Source organism: Streptococcus vicugnae (assembly GCF_016461705.1).
GTDB lineage: Bacteria > Bacillota > Bacilli > Lactobacillales > Streptococcaceae > Streptococcus > Streptococcus vicugnae.
This window is the reverse complement of the sequence record NZ_JAEMHW010000007.1, coordinates 1-19,324: the sequence shown is the minus strand read 5'-3', so window position 1 is coordinate 19,324 and position 19,324 is coordinate 1. Positions and strand designations below refer to the sequence as shown.

Sequence of the window (19,324 nt, the reverse complement as noted above, 5' to 3'; positions counted from 1 at the left end):
AGTTTTTCAAATTCTTTTCTCATTAAGCCTTTTCATTAGCAAAGAGCTCATAACTTTTTGCAAAGATTGCTTTCTTAGCTTAATTTAGCTAAAATGTCAGCGAAGTTGTTTGTAATGTCATCAAAGCTTACAGTCACTTCTTCACGTGTTTTATTGTTCTTAACAGCTACTTGACCTGCTTCAATTTCACTTTCACCTAAAGTAATGATTGTTTTAGCATTGAAAGCATCTGCAGATTTGAATTGTGCTTTGATTTTACGTCCAAGGTAATCACGTTCAGCTGAGAAACCTTGGTTACGGATTGCTTGCACCAATTCCAAAGCTTTGATATTTGCACCTTGTCCCAAAACCGCGATGTAAACATCCATTTCTTTTTCAACTGGCAATTCAATACCTTGTTTTTCCAAGATAAGAAGCAAGCGTTCAAGACCAAGTCCAAAACCAAATCCTGGTGTTTCTGGTCCATCAAAGTATTCAACGAGGCTGTCATAACGTCCACCAGCACAGATTGTCAAATCTGATTTATCAACAGTTGTGATGAATTCAAAGATTGTGTGGTTGTAATAATCAAGTCCACGAACCATGTTTGTATCAATCACATATGGAATGTTGAGGGTATCAAGCATGCTACGCACAGCATCAAAATGAGCTTGGCTTTCTTCATCAAGATAATCAAGAATTGATGGTGCATTTTCAACAGCTACTTTATCTTCTTTTTCTTTTGAGTCAAGAACACGAAGTGGGTTTTCATCCAAGCGACGTTGGCTATCTTTTGACAATTGCTCACGCATTGGAGTAAGGTAGTCAATCAAAGCTTGACGGTATGCTGCACGGCTAGCTGCACTTCCCAATGTATTCAAGTGAAGAGTCACATCTTTAATACCCAATGTTTGGAACAATTGGTAAGCCATCGCAATTGTTTCAACGTCTGTAGCTGGATTTGCTGAACCAAAGCACTCAACACCGACTTGGTGGAATTCACGTAAACGACCAGCTTGAGGACGTTCGTAACGGAACATTGAGCCAATGTAGTACATTTTAACTGGTTTTTGAACTTCTGGTGCAAATAATTTATTTTCCACAAAAGAACGCACAACAGGAGCTGTACCTTCTGGACGCAAAGTGATATGGCGGTCACCTTTATCGTGGAAATCATACATTTCTTTTGTCACGATATCAGTTGTGTCACCAACAGAACGACTGATAACTTCGTAATGTTCAAACATTGGTGTACGAATTTCGCTGTAGTTGTATTTTTTGAAAGTTTCACGCGCAACAGCTTCAACGTATTGCCACTTAGCACTTTCGCTAGGTAAAATATCCTGTGTTCCTTTAGGTTTTTGTAATTTCATAAATAAAATATACCGGCACCAAATTTTTACAAATTCAGCCCATTAATTCCTTTCTACTATAGTAGCTATTCAATCACTCTTTATTTTATCATAAAAAGGGCAGGTAAAGAAGGAGAGACCATCCATTTTTCGCATTTTATTTCACTCTCTTTTAACCTGAAAACGTTAAATTAACAACTTTTTCAATTTTTTTGTCAAGTAACTTTACTTTACAAAAAAGATATGTTATTATATTAAAGTTGATTCAAAATCAAGAACAAATTAAAAATATTATCGGAGGAAATAAAACATGGCAGTACCTGCACGTCACACTTCAAAAGCGAAGAAAAACAAACGTCGTACACACTACAAATTGACTGCTCCATCAGTTAAATTTGACGAAACTACTGGAGATTACTCACGTTCTCACCGTGTATCACTTAAAGGATACTACAAAGGACGTAAAATCGCTAAAGCAGCTAAATAATTAGAAGGGAGATACCATGCGCGTAAATATTACACTTGAACACAAAGAATCTGGTGAACGCTTGTACCTTACTTCAAAAAACAAACGTAACACTCCAGACCGTCTTCAATTGAAAAAATACTCACCAAAATTGCGTAAACACGTAATCTTTACTGAAGTAAAATAGACATTCAATACACGTCAGTTGACGTTTAAAACCTTGATTTTATGTGATTATTAATTTTTTGAATTTCAGTATATTGCATTAAAAATCAATTGAATCTCTACCTTTTTCTCTACCTTTTAGGAAGAAAATTGAATCGGATAATTAGCCACCCCTTAATTATGGGTGGTTTTTTTCACTTCAAAAGCTTTATAACTTCCGATAAGAAACTACTACTTTCCCTAACTCGCTCTAGAAAATATAACATAAAAAAACTCACTCTAGGAAAGAGTGAGTTAAGAAAATAAACTTGGTAGGGCAATCTAACCGTAGTAAACCGCCGTTTTATGTGAACTACCATAAATAGAAGTGTGGGCATCAGCATTAGCTTGAGCCGTTGACTTTAGCGCATGCCATGCACTCTTATATTTACATTTTCCACATCTCCAAAACCAACCAGCGCCACCATGCACTTGCATCATTTCATCTTTTTGAAGCTTTTTCATGATACTTTTCCTCCTTCTAATTTCTACAGATTAATTATATCATACGATGCAAGCGATTACAATAATAATCTTATAATTTTTTTAATTTTCTGTCATGAATTTGAAAAATCTTTTGAGAATAATCCTTTAAAGTATCACTATGTGATACACTTATTATTGTCATCTCTTGACAATGTTCATTGAAGTAATCGTGAATTTTATGCTCTGTGTAGCTATCAATATTACCTGTCGCCTCATCTAAAATTAAAATTTTAGGTCTTTGTAATATAGCTCTAGCTAAAGCAATTTGTTGCTTTTGACCTCCTGATAAATTTTTTGCGCTCTCCATTAAAATTAGTTGAAATACACTATGACCCAAGCCATTTATATTAAAAATCCCACAGGCTTCACACACTTCAAAAAGGAATTCATTATCAATTAAATAATCCCTACCTAATGTTAAATTATCCATTACGCTGCCAGAAAAAAGGTGAGGTTCTTGCTCTACATATGATATATTTGACCTGATGTCTTCTAAAGATAGATAACTATAATTATAACCTCCGATTAATATTTCTCCGCTCGTTGGAGTATTTATAGTTGCTATAAGTTTTAAAAGTGTTGATTTTCCACTACCACTTTTTCCGACTATGCCTACATGTTCACCTTGTTTTATCTTTAAGTTAATATTCTCTATAATTGGTTTAGTAAATCCTGTTGAGTAAGAAATATCCAAGAGTTCAATATCATATTTTTTTATCTTTATAGATGAGCGATTTCTATATAATGTACTTTCTTGTATTTCTAAAACTATGTCATTCAGTCTACTAAATGTAATTTTAAAATTTTGAATATCATCTTGTAATAATACAAGCTCTCTAAAAGGCTCAATAAAAAATGTCATCATTGTCTGAAACTCAATTAATGTTCCCATTGTAAAATGATTATTTTTTACTAAGACTGCTCCTGTAACCAATATTAATAACATACCAACTAACTCAATAAACGTTGTTATAGAATCTATAAAATATCCCATTTTTCCTAATTTATATTGAGAGTCAGCAGTTCCTCTCACAGAAAATTCGAATTTTTGTTTAAACCAACTTTCTGAATTTGTACTCTTAATACTAGATACTCCATTTAATGATTGTGAAAAATCAGTTAATTCTTTGGAGTATTCTGTATAAAACTTTTTGTTTAATACTCTTATTTTAGGAAGAAAATATGTAATAACGCCTCCATATAAAATTAACATCACTATCACCAAAGCAAACAACTCTTTGCTTATACTAAAAAGTACTATTCCTCCAATAATAGAAATAAAAGAATTAATCATTATTATAAATACTGAACCTAGGAATACTTGTTGTAGTTCTAAAATACTTTGAAATCTAGACAGTATTTCACCCCTCTCAATTCTATTTAATATACTATCTGGTACAGTTAATATTTTCTTATAAAATTTTTTAGAGAGTTCAATATTAAATTTCTTAGCTAATAATGCTACTGTTTTTCCTTTCTCAAAATTAAATATTACTTGAAGAAAATATAAAAATATAAAAAGAGAAACTAAAAAGCCTAATCTCAAGAAAATTATATTAAAATTACTTGAAGAATAACCTGAATTTAGAATATAACTATCAACAACATATCTTGTAAATATTGCGCCAGCATAGGATATTATAGTGGCTAATATTGATAATAAAAATATTTTAAGAAAATATACTTTATTATTTTTCAAAAAGAATTTTAGAAGCTTATAGTCACTTTCAGAAAAATTTATCCTAGAGAGACCTTCCATAGATTCAAAGTTAACAATATATCCAGTCCATAGTTGGTGAAATTGATTAATAGATATCTTCTTAAATCCCTCTGCTGGATCAAATATTTTTACTTTTAGTTTATCCATTTTCAGAACCACAACATAATGACCATCCCCATTACTTAATTCAAAATGCGCTATAAAAGGGTATATTACTTCCGAATTCATCACTCCTGTAACAAGTTCATCATAATTAGCATAATATGAAGTTGCTTGTAATCCATATTTTTCGGCTACATTTACTATTCCTAATAAACTTGCTCCCTCTTTCCCATAAGATAATTCATTCCTAATTTGACTTATAGGTATATTTACTTCATAATACTTTAAAATAGATACTAGACAAGCAGCCCCACAATCCTCAGGATTATATTGTAAAGTACCTTTAAATCTCATAAGCTTATCTCCTCATATAATAAAACATCTTTAAATATTTACTACCGTAAACCCAGATAGATTCCACTCATCACTTCCAGAAATGATAATTACTATACTTTTGGTGAACTGAAATAGTGTCTTAATGTTAAGGAGTAATATATTCTGCTCTTCTCCTGAGACATTATCTAAAAATCTATCTAATAAGATTATTTCCGTCTTTCTAGTATAAGCCTCAACAAGTTGAAGTTGCTTTTTTTCAACTTCCTGTAAATCATTTATATTGAGGTTTACTTTATCCACATCAAAGCCTAATGAAAGTAATACTTCTAAACACTCTTTAGTATCTTCAAAAAAGATTCTAAAGTAGTCCATAGGCGTTAAAAAGGAAAATGGGTTTTGTGAATCATCAATGTTTGTAATTATTTCCTTCCAGTTGTTTTCTCTAAACTTATTTATACCTGTTTCTGAAAAAATAATTTCGCCATAATCAAGATTATTATAAAAAGATAGAGATTCGGATAATGATATTAGTAAGTCAACCTCATTTGAATAAACAATGTACATAGCTCCATTTTCAAATGTATACGAAAAATTAACAATACGTTTTTCTCCTAAAGGCACATTATTAAATCTTAGCATATTCTCTCCTTTATCCGATTAACTTTTTCACATAGCGTTGTAATGATAAAATAGTTATTATTGCAATAATAGTGACTAAAATTATTGAAATGATAATGTATTGACTACTATAACCTAAATAGATTTCAAAATTAGGGGTTGTAGGAATTAAATCTATATTTAGATATTCCAAATTAGTACCAGTACCCTCAAATTCATCAGAAAAAATATTTAAAATACTCTCAATATTTTCATTAGAAATAAATTTTACACCATAAGTACCAGCAATAAGTCCAACTAATAAACTTATTATATTTGTGGGTATCATTATTTTATTAATTTCTATGAGAAGTTGATTGTGTCGCAATCCATGACTAACTAAAAATAATATCTCTTTTCGTATATTTCCAAGTTTAAGAGGTAATTTATAAGAAAAAACTAACAACATAACCAAAATAAATATTACACCCCCTAGTAAAGTGATAGTATACTTAACAGGAAAAAAATGTTTTTGAAATTCACTACTCATGGACTCTATTTTAAAATATTTAGGTAGTTTTTTATTAGCAAATTTAGAAAACTGCGTATCTAAATTTGAATTATGAAGTTTGAATGTAGCTTGATAAACAGGAGTATCTGATAAAATATCAGAGTTTTCAGAATATGAATAGATATAATCTAAAACCGAATCATTAGACATATATATTACATTGAATCTATAATTTAAAATTTGTGCTTTATTTTCTAAAAGAGAATCATAAAATTTCAGTTTTTCCTCATGTTCATGGTCGTCCTCTTGATACTCATTAGCTATTAAAGAAGTCAGAGTTTCACTTGGATAAAAATCATATAAGCCCACTATTTCTATATTATAAGAAAATGTTTTTTCTGATGAGGATCCTATATCAGTATAAGCAACTAGTTCAATATGATCTCCAATATGAAAATGATTTTTTTCAGCTACGTATCTACTAACTATTGCAGCATTTGGAGTATCATAAAACTCTTCTGCATTAGGTGAGATTCCTTTATAAACATTTATGCTTCCCAGATACTCATCAAATAGATAATTATTACTTGTCCCTCTTATATTGAAAACACCTATGTTTGGAGTATTTATTAAATCTACACTTTGAATTGAAGGAGTATACAACTCTTCGGATAAAAAAATATCTGCCTTTTCTACAAAATCTTTATTTTTACTCAGCTCATTTAATACAGATTTCTTTACTAAATTTACATCACTTATATTATAAGTATCAGGGGTACTATCAGACTCTATTTCACCTAAGTTAACTTCTAAACTCACTACATCTCTTAATGAACTAGGTCCATTAAAATAAAATAAGCTTAATCCAACTAATATATTTAACGTAAAAAATATACCAGTAAATATTAGCAAGCTAATTAGGAACTGATAAAATAATATCATTTTATGTGACTTTATAAATTTGACTCTAAGGTTCATATCTCCTTGCCTCCCAATTTCTTTATACTATATATTTTATCATTGAATAAAAACGCATACAATATCTTTAGTTTATTTTCATAACTTAGTTTCATAAAAAAACACCCCAATCGTTAGATTTTATGTCTAACTTTTGGGGCAGCTCACTTTTACTCTTTTTATTTTATACCAATACTTTTACTATGCCACCCTAAGCTTGCTAATAAAATTATCTGTGGTAAGAATTGAATAAGATAACGTGTTTTCCCTCCTTCAAAAATCATTAAGAAGAGCAAGCCTCCAAAAATCGTTAAATGTAAAAAATTTATTTCAATTGCTTTCTTATCTGTTTTTTTTATACTTAAGACTAGACCACATAATAATACAAGCCATGTGAGTTGCTCAATAGTAAATATTATTTGATAATTTGGTGTATCTTTTGTAATGACTGTGTGACGAACTATTGTTAGAAATTTATTATCTTTTATTTTATCGTATAGCGGGGAAATATAGGGCGTTTTTTCCTTTTGAAGATCCTCAAAATATGTCCACCCCAAGCTACCGTCCATAACCGTTGCTCCAAGTTTTACTAAAATATGCGCACTAAATGTAAAGATGTTATAATTAGCTATACGTCTCTTAATATCTTTAATGACATTTTCAGTGGCAAACATGCCATTGTTATAGTTATCATGCTCACTTTCATCAATATATTGAAGCAATCCATCTTTCATATCCTCCTGATCCGTCCCTGTAAAAGTTAAACCTAAATCAACAAATACTAAAGCTGTTTTTGCTAACCCTTCACCTTCTACCAGTTGAACTTCTGTTTGATTCTTTTTAATAAAATTCCCACCTGAAAAAATCACTCCAAAGGAGAGTATGAAAACTAAAATTGATAAAAACATTTTTTTAAATCTTTTATGAAAAAATAGACATATCATAAATGCAATTATTAAGATTAAGCTAGTCGGGCGAAAAAAATAAGCTATTCCTGTTATTATTCCTAAAAAACTCATTTTTCTAATCACTTCATAAAAATTATCAACCTTAAGTAAGGAGAGAGCTAAACCAACTTGAATTGATAGGAGTGGTAAAGATAAAACATCTGTATACATAGTTAAAAAGAGAGGAGAAAACATAATCAACACCATGTAAAATAAAAAACAGAGGTTGGCTACTTCTTGATTAAAATATTTTTTAGTAAAATGATAACTAATACAAGCAGAAGTGTTAATGTAAATCATATTCAAAAACATCATAATCCAAAGCCCATTAGCACCAAATATATTAAAAAATAGTCTTTCATATAAAAAGAGAGAAAGATTATTTGGATTCCTAGTTAGGTACTCAGCAATTGAACTTTCTGAAATATAGTGAAAAGCACCTGTAAATACTACTGCTGCATCACGTCGTATTAGAAGTTTAGCTGATATTAAAACAACTAATTGGAAAATGATAGCTAATAATACAATAGCTTTTTTTTTATGAATAATCTTTATATAAGTCCATTCTAACCAAGATAATATTTTTTTCCTAAAAAAGAAAAATATCACTCCTGAAATTGATAGCCCAATTAATGAAAACCACCCAAAAAATCCAATTGAAATTAAAATAGCAAATATAAAAATGACATAATTAATTCTTGTAATGCTATAAAAAAATAAATCACGTAGTCTATTCATAATTCTCTCTCCCTCCTTCAAAATTCCTTTCAAATATATCACTTTTCAGCCCAGTTAATCCAATCATCATAATTTGTTTGATTATATAATTCAATCAACTTTGGGCGTAAAGACTGCATAGCATCAACTAACTCATAGCCATAATGAAATTGTGAAAAAGGCATGTTGGTTAATTCAAGTGACAGATTAGATAATAGTTGCCGTGTTTCCTGACTATCCTCCAAGATATTAATTAACTTTCCCAAAAGAAAGCTGTCATCATAATGAACTGGGCTGCTACCAGCTGGAACATCTCTTTTGATAAGCTCCTCGCTAATATTCTGAACCTCACTAGCGATAGTTTCACTAGTCAAGTCCTTTAAATCTCTCACTAATTGATATGTTGTATAGATAGTATTGGTTACATAATTTACGGCTTCCATTAGCTGTGCTTCTGAAAAGTTGGTATGAGTAGCTAAATAATCTTCTGCCCTCTGTTTTATATCCTGTCTACTAAGCTTTTCAAAAAAATCAAAAAAAACATTCTCAAGGTAACCTTCATCTGGATAACCTGTTTCACTTTTCCAACTTATCTCTATCCTCTCTCTGATTAAGCCACCTTGTTCTTTAATAACTCGTTTAGGATTATTTTTCAATCTAAAAAGCTCTTCTTCGATTTGTTGAGGAAGATTGGGGTGCTCTTTTAAAAAGATACCATATCCGATTTTCTCAATATAACTAGCAATATAATCAGTAAGCTCGCCATAATAAAACCAATCAACTGGCTTTCCATACAGTCTAGAGACTTTTTCCAAAACTTCTAAAGGGGCTAAGTTATCTCCCCTAACGTAGGCATTGATAGTGGGTTTCTTTAAATCTAGTCGTCGACCAAATTCCGAAAAAGAGAGTCCTAGGTCATCTTTAACCTGCCTTAACCGCATACCTACTGCTTTTTTATCAGGCTTCAATACCTCAAACATCGTTTTCTCCTTGACTTTTTTCTTAATTATATCACAAAAGGTTATAATTTCGTATATTTTTTTGAGGGAAATGCTTGACATCGTATATGAAATAGTATATGATAATAACGAGTTAAGAACTCAAAAAAATTTTATATCAAACGTATATAATATCGTATATCAAAGGCTGAGAAAGGAGAAAAATGGCAAATTCTTATAATTATGCCCAAACGATTGAACGGGTCTCTGGTTTGAATTCAGTCTCTACACTGAAAAAATGGCGTTTAAAGATTGAACAGTTAACAGGACATACCTTTCAAGAAGATAGGATACGAACAGGAAAACGTTCTTATAGCAAAGTTTTCCTCTTTACCGCTGACGATATTGAAAAGCTCCAACAAATTGCAGATACCAAAGGAAGGCTTGGACTTGATAAGGCAATCCTAAAAGCTTATGCCCCAAGTAGAGCTTCCCCTTTATCCATTAGCCAAAAAATTAATCGCTTAACGTTTCAACTAAAGAAATTAAGTCAAAGAGTAACCGACTTAACACAACAGGAACAAGCATTAGCTATTCGTATGGAACAGTTAAGTGAACAGATTGAAGATTTGGAGAAATCAAGGAAGAAAAAGTTGTTTGGGAAGTGAGCACGGTTAGAAGCATAACGCCATGGGCGAGTGTGGGGAAACACGGTAGCCCATAATGGCGTGTCGTGCTTGGACGGGCGAAACTTCCCCTACATTAGTACCCCAATTACTAATAGGGGGTACAAACGTACACGAAAGTAGGGTTAAACCCTTGATACATTGGGGGTTGAAGGCAATTAGTAGAACTAATTGCTAAAAACCTTTGAGGGCGTAAGAATTAATACCAATTCTATGTACGTTTTAAAAAAACACTATAATTATTTTAAGAATAAAAAGGAGACATTCTATGTTAAATTTAACAGATACGACGTTTAAAATTGGAGAATTGAACTTGGATAAAGCCCAGTTTAACCTTCCTAAAAAAGTCGTTATTCTTAATGCTCGTATAGTCTATAAGTATTATGAAGTTAATGGTGAAAAAGTCAAAAGTGATGAAATCACTAAGATTGTTTGTAACGTGCAAGATGCAGACAAAGTAAAAGTTCTAAAAGAGATGAACATTGCCATTGAAGACTTAAAAGCGGTGACACTTGAAATTTATGACAATTTAGATAAAATGACAAAATTAGCTGAAAATGACGGTTTATTAGATAAAACCGTTGAACTCATTAACCCACAAGTTCGATTGCTATGGAACATGTCAAGAAGTAGTTGGTCTGGAGTGAAATTAGTCACAGATGACCTTAAAGTTCTTGGATAATAGCATGCAAAATAGCGTAAAAATTGATTATTTCGCTGTCACGGTTAAAGAAACTTCACCAGAGAAAGTATTAAAAGATATTTTATTAATGCCCCTTGAAAACTTCGCTCTTCTTCCTTGGGGGCATAATAAATACCAATTTCATTATGCCTGCTCTGAAATTAAGGTTTATTTTAATCAAAAGCTAAGCAATATGGGGGTTTATGTAGAGCTAAAAGGTCAAGGTTGCCGACAATATGAAGAATTCCTCAATGGCAATGAAAATAATTGGGTTACCTTAGTCAATCGGTTATACCAGTATCAAGTAAATTTCACCAGAATTGATATTGCTAATGATATTTATGATGATAGCTTATCTATTCCTACCATTTATGATTATTGTCGTCGAAAATTATGTGTAACTAGAGCACGACATTATGATTATTATGAAAAAGGTGAATTAGAGACGGGAGAACGTGTCGGTGAAACTGTTGTTATTGGGGCTCGCGGAAATCAACAATGGTGTGTTTACAATAAACTTATGGAACAAATTGGTAAAGGGAAAATTATCACAGATAAAGAAACATGGATTAGAGCTGAACTAAGATGTTGGCAAGAAAAAGCTAATATTATAGCAACTCAAATTCAGTCAAGAAAGCCCTTAGTTGCCATTTACTTTGAGGCTATTAATGGACATTATCGCTTTGTGACCCCTAATGCTAAAGATAAGAATAAGCGCCGAAGAAAAAATGTTAAGTGGTGGCAAGAGTATGTTCAAACAGAGAAAAAAACTATTTTGAGTATCAAAAGGGATAAACCGACCTTAAAACAGTCAGAGGTTTGGACAGAAAAGCAAGTCTCAAAAACATTAGCTAAACTTTATATCGCCAAATATGAAGCTTATAGCCAAGAGAAAGCTGAAACGTTTATCCAAAACTTATTAAAAATAGGCATGGAGAAAATATCAGAACTGGACGAAAAGGAGATTGAACAGTATATCCGTGAACAGCATAATTCTGATAATTGGGGGATTAAAAAAGACGACTTACCCGAAAAGTAAATCGCCTTACATAAAAATAACTACTAATATTATAACATGAAACTATAAAAAGAGAAAGGATAATCACAGTTGAGTGGATTAGAACTAGTAAAATTACAGAAAATTGAAGAACTATTAAATGTACTTCTAGAAGTTACAACACAATATAATAGCAACTCTCCAAAATTAGACATTATCACTCAAAAAGAGCTATTAAAACAATTGCATATTTCGCCTAACACTCTTAAAACATGGGAGAATAAAGGCTTACAACGTTTAGAACCTCCCATTGAAGGAACTCGGACAGTTTACTATCAATTAAGTAGTGTTTTACAATTCTTAACTCATTAATTAAAATATGCTAAAATAGACTTATCCTAAAAGGAAAGGGAGAAAGTCTATTTTTAGCCTCATTCGTGATTATCCGATACGAAAGGGCTATTATGAAAACTGAAATAATTGAACATCACAACAAAAAAATTATTAAAAAGATAAAAAATAATGGTGACATTTCCTACTCACTTAAAGGTGCTTATTTAGGAATAGATAATAAAACTGGAAAGCAAGTTACAACTACTATTACTGCCAAGACTTTAAAAGCACTTGATAGAAAGTTACTCCAAGCTAAACTTAATTTTGAAAAAAATGCTAATACTAAGCAAAAAGTCGTAGTAATTAATCGTTTTAGTGACCTAGTTGATATTTGGTTTAGTAACTTTCAAACTTGGGTATCATCTCAAAATACAGTTAACCGTGTAAAAGGTTATATTGATACTTATATCAATCCACAATTTGGCGACTATAAACCTGATAAAATTGAATCTACTGATATTCAATTGTGGGTAAATGAACTTGCTATAAAGTCACAGCAATCTATCGCTAAAGGAAACAAGCGCGCACCAAAAGGAAGCTCCAAAGAATATGGTGCAATTATCCATAAACTAAGTGATATTTTTGATTTTGGAATAACACATTTTGGATTAACTACAAATCCAGCAAAAACCATCACTATTCCACCAAAGCCTAAGGCGAATAAAAAACGTATCATGGTTCTACATGATAAAGAACTAACTAAATGGATAAACTATCTTAAAACCTTACCTAATACGAGAGCTAATCGACGTTTTATAATTATTTGCGATACATTATTAGCTTCTGCTCTACGTATTAATGAACTTCTAGCTCTTGATATACAGGATTTAGACTTTAGTACAAATGACATTATCGTCTCTAAAACATTAATATGGAAAAATGCTAATAAAAAATTAGGAATAAAGGGAAAAGTTATTTGTAAAATGACTCCAAAAACAGATTCTGGTTATCGTAGAACTCCTGTGCCACTTCCAACTTTAATGCACCTAAAAGAATTTCATGATGAAATGAATACTTATTTTGAGCAACATGGGCTTCCAAAATCAGATTTGATTTTTCCCACAATCTATGGAAATTATATGTGTGATAGAAATGAACGAGCCACATTAAAAAAACGCCTAACTGAACTAGGTTTACCGGATTATGGCTTTCACTTATTTCGTCACACTCATGCTTCGCTTATGCTCAATGCAGGGGCGAATTGGAAAGAGCTACAAGAAAGAATGGGACATAAATCAATTTCGACAACTATGGACTTATATGCAGAACTTGCCCCTCATAAAAAATATGAAGCTGTTGATTTATATTTAAACAAAATAGCAGAGTTAACAAGTTGATATATAATCTCTACCTTTTTCTCTGCCTTTCCTTTATCCGAAAGGTAAATATCTCTATAAATATTGATACATCAACATTTATTCTAGGGTTAAAAATAGATTGCTTTATCTTTACTGAAGTAAAATAATTGAATACAGAAAACACTTTAGCATTTTGCTAAAGTGTTTTTTTCTACTGTCTAAACTAAAAAGTGCTACAATGAGGAAAAAGATTGTTTTGGAGAGGTTTTATGAAAACAAATCAGAATAAAAGAGGACCTGTTCTCATTTTTTTAGTGTTATTTATTTTTCTCTTTCTGATTGTTGCGGTACTCAGGAAAGTTTTATCACCTTTTGGTCTAAAAATCATCTTATGTGGTATTTGCCTTACTATTCTTGGTATGATTATTGCTGGGTATCGGTATGAGTGTGAAAAAATTTCCAACACAGATGACATCACGCGCTTAAGAACACTTGGTGCATCCATCAATCCTAAAAGTGTAGCAGGCAAATTTATTATCGCTCTTGCTATTATCATCATTATCGCTAGTTTACTGGCAATTATCTTTGCTATCTGATTTTTCTTGATAAATCGCTAGAGTTTGATAAGGTTTTAAAGTGATTTTTTCTGAGAGTGCCATTTCTGGGTAATTACTAAGCAGAATTTTCCCAGATTGGTAAGATTCTGGCAAATCAATATCAATCTCTTTAGCAAAAAAGTTATTTAAAACTAATAATCCCTCATCACCCAAATGACGTTCAAAAGCATAAACATTAGGATGATCTTGATAAGCTGACTGATAACTTCCTTCAGCAATGATTGGCATGGCTTTTCGCAGTCTAATCAATTGTTGATAGAAAGTGAAGATTGGTCCGCTTTTTTCATTTTCAACATTAATTTCACGGTAAGTTTTACCGACTTTTAACCATGGTGTCCCCTTTGAAAAGCCGGCATTTTCTGAGCCATTCCATTGCATTGGGATTCGACTGTTATCACGTGATTTTGCTTGAATAATGGCAAAGGCTTCCGCTTCTGTCTTACCTGATGTTAGCAGTTCTTGATAGGCATTCAAAGATTCAACATCAACATAATCAGACATCGTGTCATAATCAGGGTCAAGCATGCCAATTTCCTCACCCATGTAGATGTATGGTGTGCCACGCGATAAATGAATGGCTGCTGCAAGCATAGTTGCTCCTTCCTTGCGGAATTTTTTGATATCCACAAAGCGATTAAGGGCGCGTGGTTGGTCGTGATTGTTCCAAAAGAGAGCTGACCAGCCATTTGCCTCACTCATCTCTTGACCCCAAGTATGAAAGAGGTGTTTTAATTCCTCAAAATCAAAGGGTTTTAGGGTCCATTTTTGGCCGTTTTCATAATCAACTTTAAGATGATGAAAATTGAAAACCATATCCAACTCATGACTGTCTGGATGGCTGTACTGAATGCAATTTGGAATGTCTGTGAAACTCATCTCACCAACTGTCATGCCATCTTCATCTTGACCATATGTTGCTTGATTTAACTCTTTAAGATAGTCATGAGCAATCGGACGATCTGTGTATTCGGGTTTGCCATCAAAGGCATCATTATCCTTGAGTTCTTCGTCTTTTCCGATTAAATTAATCACATCAAAACGAAATCCCTTAACTCCCTTAGAACGCCAGAAGTTAACTACTTTGAATAACTCTTTACGAACATGTGGATTACGCCAATTCAAATCAGCTTGACTGATATCAAAAAGGTGTAAATAATATTTTCCCGTATCTCCAAATGGCGCCCAAGCATTTCCGCCAAATTTTGACACCCAGTTCGTTGGCTGATCACGTAAAATAAAGAAATCTTGATAATACTTATCGCCCGCTAAGGCTTTTTGGAACCACTCATGCTCGGTTGAACAGTGATTTAAAACCATATCAAGCATCAACTCGATACCATGCTCCTTAGCTGCTTGAACCAATTCTTCAAAATCAGCCATACTTCCAAATAAAGGGTTGATAGCTGTGTAATCCGAGATATCATATCCATTATCACGTTGAGGACTTGGGTAGAAGGGGTTGAGCCAGATGATATCAACACCTAATTCTTCCAAATAGGGTAATTTTTCAATAATACCTCGTAAATCACCAACACCATTTCCAGTTGTGTCTTTATAAGATTTTGGATAAATCTGATAAACAACTTTTCTTTTATCAAATGTCACTTTTTACTCCTTTAGGACAATTTGCTAGCTGTAAAAATAGTTTCGCCACGTTTAATGTCACATGGTAATTGTCTTGTCATATCTGTTTGGAAATCATTTTGATTGGTTACAATGACAGGAGTGTCAACCGAATATCCGGCAGCCTTAATCATCTCAATATCAAAGCTAATCAAGGCATCACCAACACTCACTTTATCACCTTGCTTGACATGAGCTGTAAAGCCTTTACCGTCAAGATTTACTGTGTCCATTCCAATATGCATCAATAATTCTACGCCTTCTTGTGAGATTAAACCGATGGCATGTTTTGTTGGAAAAATTGCTGATACAACACCATCAACCGGTGCCACTAACTCACCTTCGACTGGTTCAATCACAAGTCCTTGTCCCATAACTCCTTGTGCAAAAACAGGGTCAGGGGCTTGGCTCAAATTTTTAGCATGCCCAAGAAGGGGACTTTGAATAGCGACAACCGTACCAGCAGGTGCTTCAGCATCCTTCTTAGCTTCAACTACTGCTTGTACTTGTGACTGATCTCCTTTTTTAGCATCATCTTCTGCTTTTGTTAAGAAACCAATTTTGCGGAACATAAAAGTCAAGGCAAATGGTACAGCGATGGCAATCAACATATTGATGGCAAAGAGACCCATATATTTTGCTTGAATAGAAAGGATTCCTGGAAGCCCTCCAATACCAATTGCATTAGCTGTAATATTAAAGCTTGTACAGAAAAGACCTGCAAGACCTGAACCAATCATTCCAGCTACAAATGGGTAAACGTACTTCAAGTTAATCCCAAAAAGAGCTGGTTCTGTAACCCCTAGATAAGCTGAGATAGCCGCTGGCAACGAAATTTGTGCCTCACGCTCATCATGTCGATTCATAATGTAGAAAGCTAAAACGGCTGAACCTTGAGCGATATTTGACAAAGCAATCATCGGCCATAAGCCAGTACCACCAGCATCAGCGATCAATTGTGTATCAATCGCATTGGTCATGTGATGCAATCCTGTGATAACCAGTGGGGCATAAAGTGCACCAAAGATTGCTCCGAAAAGCCATTTTACTGGACCTGTCAAACCAGCAAGAACAACTGCTGAGATTCCTTTACCAATTGTCCACCCAATTGGACCAAGAACTGTGTGTGCTAGAATCAAAGCCGGAATCAACGACAGAAATGGTACAAAAATCATTGAAATCACTTCTGGAATGTGTTTACGCCAGAAACGTTCTAAGTAAGCCAGAGATAAACCAGCTAAGAGCGCTGGAATAACTTGAGCTTGGTAACCAATCTTTTGAACAGCAAAATAACCAAAATCCCAAGTCCAGTCAGCTGCAATGTCAGCTGCTGAAGTACTTGCTACGCTATAAGCATTTAGTAATTGATTTGGTGAAACCAAACAAATTCCCAGAACAATCCCCAGAATTTGACTAGTTCCCATTTTACGTGTCACTGACCAAACAATTCCAACTGGCAAGTAATGGAAGATTGCCTCACCCGGCAACCATAAGAAGGAATTCACTCCAGCCCAAAATTGAGAAACTTCAACAATAGTTTTCCCATTCAAAGCTGACCATTCCACACCCTCTAAGATGTTACGAAATCCAAGAATCAAACCACCAACGATAATGGCTGGAATAATTGGAGTAAAAATTTCAGCCAGCATTGACAAAGCACGTTGAAGCCAATTCTGATTCTTCTGCGCAGCTGATTTAGCAGCTTCTTTTGATACACCTTCAATGCCAGAAATCGCTGTGAAATCATTGTAAAAGATAGGAACATCGTTTCCGATGATAGCTTGGAACTGTCCTGCATTTGTAAATGTTCCTTTAACAGCAGGAATAGCTTCCAGACGCTTAATATCTGCTTTACTGTCATCATTTAATACAAAACGCATCCGCGTTGCACAGTGAGTTACTGCTGCAATATTTTCTTTCCCGCCAATAGCTTCAAGCATTTCACGGGCATCTTTTTCAAATTTTCCCATATGTCTTCGGTTAAACCGACTCCTTCGTTAATCTATAAATAGTCGCTAGCTTTATTTACACCAAACATTGTAATCGGTTTCTATTTTGTAGGCAAGTTGTTTGTATAAAATCCCCCTAAATTTTCTTGAATTTTCTCAAGTTGTATGGTATTTTAAAAACAACTTTAAAAATTACAGAGATTTTCAAAAAATATCATGAAAAAATACGAACAAGTTTTTAAAAAAATTGAACAAGATATTACATCAGGTGTTTATCAGGCTGGAGATTTCCTCCCTACTGAAAACGAACTCACTCAAACTTATCAAATGAGCCGCGATACTATTCGAAAAGCCTTGAAATTGTTAGCCGAAGCAGGCCTCATTCAAAAAATACATGGCTCTGGTTCACAGGTTATCAAACATGAAACCATTGATTTTCCAGTTTCTCAATTGACCAGTTATAAAGAACTCGTCGATAATTACGGCATTGATTCTAAAACCAATGTCATTTCAATTGACAAACTGATTGTCGATGAAAAATTAGCTGCGCTGACTGGTTTTAAAAAGAATAGTTTAGTTTGGCGCGTGATTCGTCAACGAGTAGTTGATGGCACAGCTTCTGTCCTTGATATTGATTACCTAGATAAAAAAATCGTGCCAGATATGACACGAGAAATAGCTGAGCAATCTATTTATTACTATCTTGAAAAACAACTTCACTTGATTATTGCTTATGCCCAAAAAGAAATCACCATTGACCAACTCAATGACCGTGATAAACTACTCCTTGACATCGGTGCTGAGCACCATGTCGTCTCTGTCAAATCAAAAGTTTACCTCGCCAACAAACACCAATTCCAATTCACCGAAAGCAGACACAAACTCGAAAAATTCCGCTTCGTTGACTTCGCAACCCGAAACCCACAGTAACCTTTTCAACTAGAAAAACGCAGTCTCTCCCACATCTTAAAAACTTTGAAATGCCTTGGATTTCCTGCCGAACTGTCAGCCCTACCACCCACAATAACTAAGGAAATAATAATGACTGTTGCTGTTCAATTTCAGAAATACTTGCGAGCAAAGCAAGCACAAAAACGGTACCTACCGCCGTTCAAACAGTTTGAGCTAAAAATTGAAAAGCAAGGAAATTAAAGCAAACATCAAAAATTTTCTTCAACCAAAAAAGCAGCTGGACACAAAATGTCCAGCTGATTTTGCATTAATGTCGTAATCTGCGGTAAACATTTACTACCAATAAAAGCACGATTAAAATAAATATTCCAAGGAATGGCGCAACCATCAATGGTTTCACCTGACTGGCTTCAGATGTCACACGCGCAGCATTTTCCTGATTAGCGATACGATGACCGCGTACCAAAAGGCGGTGAGTATTGACTCCATACGGCGTACAAGTCACCAAAGTCACATAGTCTTGATTGGGGTCGACTGCTAACGCCGACACGTCATCTGGCGTTACCGTCAAAATTTGGTCCACTTCATAAGTCAAGGTCTCGTCCAAAACCTGAATGATAAACGTATCGCCCTCAACCAAGCGGTCAATATCCGTAAACAACTTTGCAGACGGCAAGCCACGGTGACCTGAAATCACAGCGTGCGTTCCCTTACCACCCACAGGAAGTGATGTCCCTGGGATATGCCCAATAGCCACCTGCAAGACACTATCGTCCGTACCATGGTAAATCGGCAAAGTCGTATTCAACTTAGGAATTTCAACATAAGCCATAATCCCCGTACCAGTCACATCAA

Annotated in this window: 19 protein-coding genes; 9 read left to right on the top strand and 10 right to left on the bottom strand. The window is 33.7% G+C overall.

Annotation, left to right across the window (positions count from 1 at the left end; all coding sequences use genetic code 11):
* Positions 1-74: 74 nt before the first annotated feature.
* On the bottom strand, positions 75-1,352 hold the full coding sequence (hisS, locus tag JG537_RS08970) for a histidine--tRNA ligase (RefSeq protein WP_199545039.1): 1,278 nt from the start codon (positions 1,350-1,352) through the stop codon (positions 75-77).
* 289 nt (positions 1,353-1,641) lie between these two features.
* Between hisS and rpmF the strand changes: the two genes are divergently transcribed.
* Positions 1,642-1,818 (top strand): 50S ribosomal protein L32, encoded by a 177-nt coding sequence (gene rpmF / locus JG537_RS08965; RefSeq protein WP_003066947.1) that lies wholly within the window; start codon positions 1,642-1,644, stop codon positions 1,816-1,818.
* A 16-nt stretch (positions 1,819-1,834) separates the two neighbouring features.
* Positions 1,835-1,984, top strand: a complete 150-nt coding sequence (gene rpmG, locus JG537_RS08960) for a 50S ribosomal protein L33 (protein ID WP_002262412.1) — start codon at positions 1,835-1,837, stop codon at positions 1,982-1,984.
* A gap of 299 nt (positions 1,985-2,283) precedes the next feature.
* Here rpmG and JG537_RS08955 read toward each other — a convergent pair whose 3' ends face one another.
* The 6 genes from JG537_RS08955 to JG537_RS08930 form a co-directional block, all read right to left on the bottom strand.
* Positions 2,284-2,466 (bottom strand): hypothetical protein, encoded by a 183-nt coding sequence (locus JG537_RS08955; RefSeq protein WP_199545037.1) that lies wholly within the window; start codon positions 2,464-2,466, stop codon positions 2,284-2,286.
* Between the two features lie 70 nt (positions 2,467-2,536).
* Positions 2,537-4,663 carry a peptidase domain-containing ABC transporter gene (locus JG537_RS08950; RefSeq protein ID WP_199545035.1) on the bottom strand — a complete coding sequence of 709 codons (2,127 nt, stop codon included), beginning with the start codon at positions 4,661-4,663 and terminating at the stop codon, positions 2,537-2,539.
* A 30-nt stretch (positions 4,664-4,693) separates the two neighbouring features.
* Complete coding sequence (locus JG537_RS08945; RefSeq protein ID WP_199545033.1) at positions 4,694-5,284, bottom strand: hypothetical protein; 591 nt, start codon at positions 5,282-5,284, stop codon at positions 4,694-4,696.
* A gap of 10 nt (positions 5,285-5,294) precedes the next feature.
* On the bottom strand, positions 5,295-6,572 hold the full coding sequence (locus JG537_RS08940) for a hypothetical protein (protein WP_199545031.1): 1,278 nt from the start codon (positions 6,570-6,572) through the stop codon (positions 5,295-5,297).
* Between the two features lie 317 nt (positions 6,573-6,889).
* Positions 6,890-8,395 (bottom strand): glycosyltransferase family 39 protein, encoded by a 1,506-nt coding sequence (locus JG537_RS08935; RefSeq protein WP_199545029.1) that lies wholly within the window; start codon positions 8,393-8,395, stop codon positions 6,890-6,892.
* A gap of 38 nt (positions 8,396-8,433) precedes the next feature.
* A complete protein-coding gene (locus JG537_RS08930; protein ID WP_199545027.1) occupies positions 8,434-9,354 on the bottom strand; it encodes a helix-turn-helix domain-containing protein in 921 nt (306 codons plus the stop codon).
* A gap of 182 nt (positions 9,355-9,536) precedes the next feature.
* Between JG537_RS08930 and JG537_RS08925 the strand changes: the two genes are divergently transcribed.
* The 6 genes from JG537_RS08925 to JG537_RS08900 all read left to right on the top strand — a co-directional run bounded on the left by JG537_RS08925 (position 9,537) and on the right by JG537_RS08900 (position 13,964).
* On the top strand, positions 9,537-9,980 hold the full coding sequence (locus JG537_RS08925; RefSeq protein ID WP_199545025.1) for a hypothetical protein: 444 nt from the start codon (positions 9,537-9,539) through the stop codon (positions 9,978-9,980).
* A gap of 286 nt (positions 9,981-10,266) precedes the next feature.
* Complete coding sequence (locus JG537_RS08920; RefSeq protein ID WP_199545023.1) at positions 10,267-10,680, top strand: hypothetical protein; 414 nt, start codon at positions 10,267-10,269, stop codon at positions 10,678-10,680.
* A gap of 4 nt (positions 10,681-10,684) precedes the next feature.
* A complete protein-coding gene (locus JG537_RS08915; protein WP_199545021.1) occupies positions 10,685-11,719 on the top strand; it encodes a replication initiation factor domain-containing protein in 1,035 nt (344 codons plus the stop codon).
* A gap of 69 nt (positions 11,720-11,788) precedes the next feature.
* Positions 11,789-12,049: a MerR family transcriptional regulator gene (locus tag JG537_RS08910; RefSeq protein ID WP_199545019.1), complete on the top strand. Its 261-nt coding sequence runs from the start codon at positions 11,789-11,791 to the stop codon at positions 12,047-12,049.
* Between the two features lie 92 nt (positions 12,050-12,141).
* A complete protein-coding gene (locus JG537_RS08905; protein ID WP_199545017.1) occupies positions 12,142-13,407 on the top strand; it encodes a tyrosine-type recombinase/integrase in 1,266 nt (421 codons plus the stop codon).
* A 230-nt stretch (positions 13,408-13,637) separates the two neighbouring features.
* Entirely contained in the window at positions 13,638-13,964 is a 327-nt protein-coding gene (locus JG537_RS08900; RefSeq protein WP_199545015.1) for a hypothetical protein, read from the top strand.
* Here the strand turns inward: JG537_RS08900 and treC are convergent.
* Entirely contained in the window at positions 13,938-15,590 is a 1,653-nt protein-coding gene (gene treC, locus JG537_RS08895) for an alpha,alpha-phosphotrehalase (protein WP_199545013.1), read from the bottom strand. The genes JG537_RS08900 and treC overlap by 27 nt on opposite strands.
* An 11-nt stretch (positions 15,591-15,601) precedes the next feature.
* Complete coding sequence (gene treP, locus JG537_RS08890) at positions 15,602-17,578, bottom strand: PTS system trehalose-specific EIIBC component (protein ID WP_199545011.1); 1,977 nt, start codon at positions 17,576-17,578, stop codon at positions 15,602-15,604.
* A 195-nt stretch (positions 17,579-17,773) separates the two neighbouring features.
* Between treP and treR the strand changes: the two genes are divergently transcribed.
* Complete coding sequence (gene treR / locus JG537_RS08885; protein WP_199545004.1) at positions 17,774-18,487, top strand: trehalose operon repressor; 714 nt, start codon at positions 17,774-17,776, stop codon at positions 18,485-18,487.
* 289 nt (positions 18,488-18,776) lie between these two features.
* On the opposite strand, the gene JG537_RS08880 is transcribed toward treR, so the two are convergent.
* Positions 18,777-19,324, bottom strand: a 548-nt coding sequence (locus JG537_RS08880; protein WP_199545002.1) for a class C sortase, incomplete at its 5' end; no start/stop codon positions are given.

Bases quoted from the DNA above. Each gene is read 5' to 3' on its own strand.
- hisS (WP_199545039.1), bottom strand. From the start codon at position 1,352: ATGAAATTACAAAAACCTAAAGGAACACAGGATATTTTACCTAGCGAA.
- rpmF (WP_003066947.1), top strand. From the start codon at position 1,642: ATGGCAGTACCTGCACGTCACACTTCAAAAGCGAAGAAAAACAAACGT.
- rpmG (WP_002262412.1), top strand. From the start codon at position 1,835: ATGCGCGTAAATATTACACTTGAACACAAAGAATCTGGTGAACGCTTG.
- JG537_RS08955 (WP_199545037.1), bottom strand. From the start codon at position 2,466: ATGAAAAAGCTTCAAAAAGATGAAATGATGCAAGTGCATGGTGGCGCT.
- JG537_RS08950 (WP_199545035.1), bottom strand. From the start codon at position 4,663: ATGAGATTTAAAGGTACTTTACAATATAATCCTGAGGATTGTGGGGCT.
- JG537_RS08945 (WP_199545033.1), bottom strand. From the start codon at position 5,284: ATGCTAAGATTTAATAATGTGCCTTTAGGAGAAAAACGTATTGTTAAT.
- JG537_RS08935 (WP_199545029.1), bottom strand. From the start codon at position 8,395: ATGAATAGACTACGTGATTTATTTTTTTATAGCATTACAAGAATTAAT.
- JG537_RS08930 (WP_199545027.1), bottom strand. From the start codon at position 9,354: ATGTTTGAGGTATTGAAGCCTGATAAAAAAGCAGTAGGTATGCGGTTA.
- JG537_RS08925 (WP_199545025.1), top strand. From the start codon at position 9,537: ATGGCAAATTCTTATAATTATGCCCAAACGATTGAACGGGTCTCTGGT.
- JG537_RS08920 (WP_199545023.1), top strand. From the start codon at position 10,267: ATGTTAAATTTAACAGATACGACGTTTAAAATTGGAGAATTGAACTTG.
- JG537_RS08915 (WP_199545021.1), top strand. From the start codon at position 10,685: ATGCAAAATAGCGTAAAAATTGATTATTTCGCTGTCACGGTTAAAGAA.
- JG537_RS08905 (WP_199545017.1), top strand. From the start codon at position 12,142: ATGAAAACTGAAATAATTGAACATCACAACAAAAAAATTATTAAAAAG.
- JG537_RS08900 (WP_199545015.1), top strand. From the start codon at position 13,638: ATGAAAACAAATCAGAATAAAAGAGGACCTGTTCTCATTTTTTTAGTG.
- treP (WP_199545011.1), bottom strand. From the start codon at position 17,578: ATGGGAAAATTTGAAAAAGATGCCCGTGAAATGCTTGAAGCTATTGGC.
- treR (WP_199545004.1), top strand. From the start codon at position 17,774: ATGAAAAAATACGAACAAGTTTTTAAAAAAATTGAACAAGATATTACA.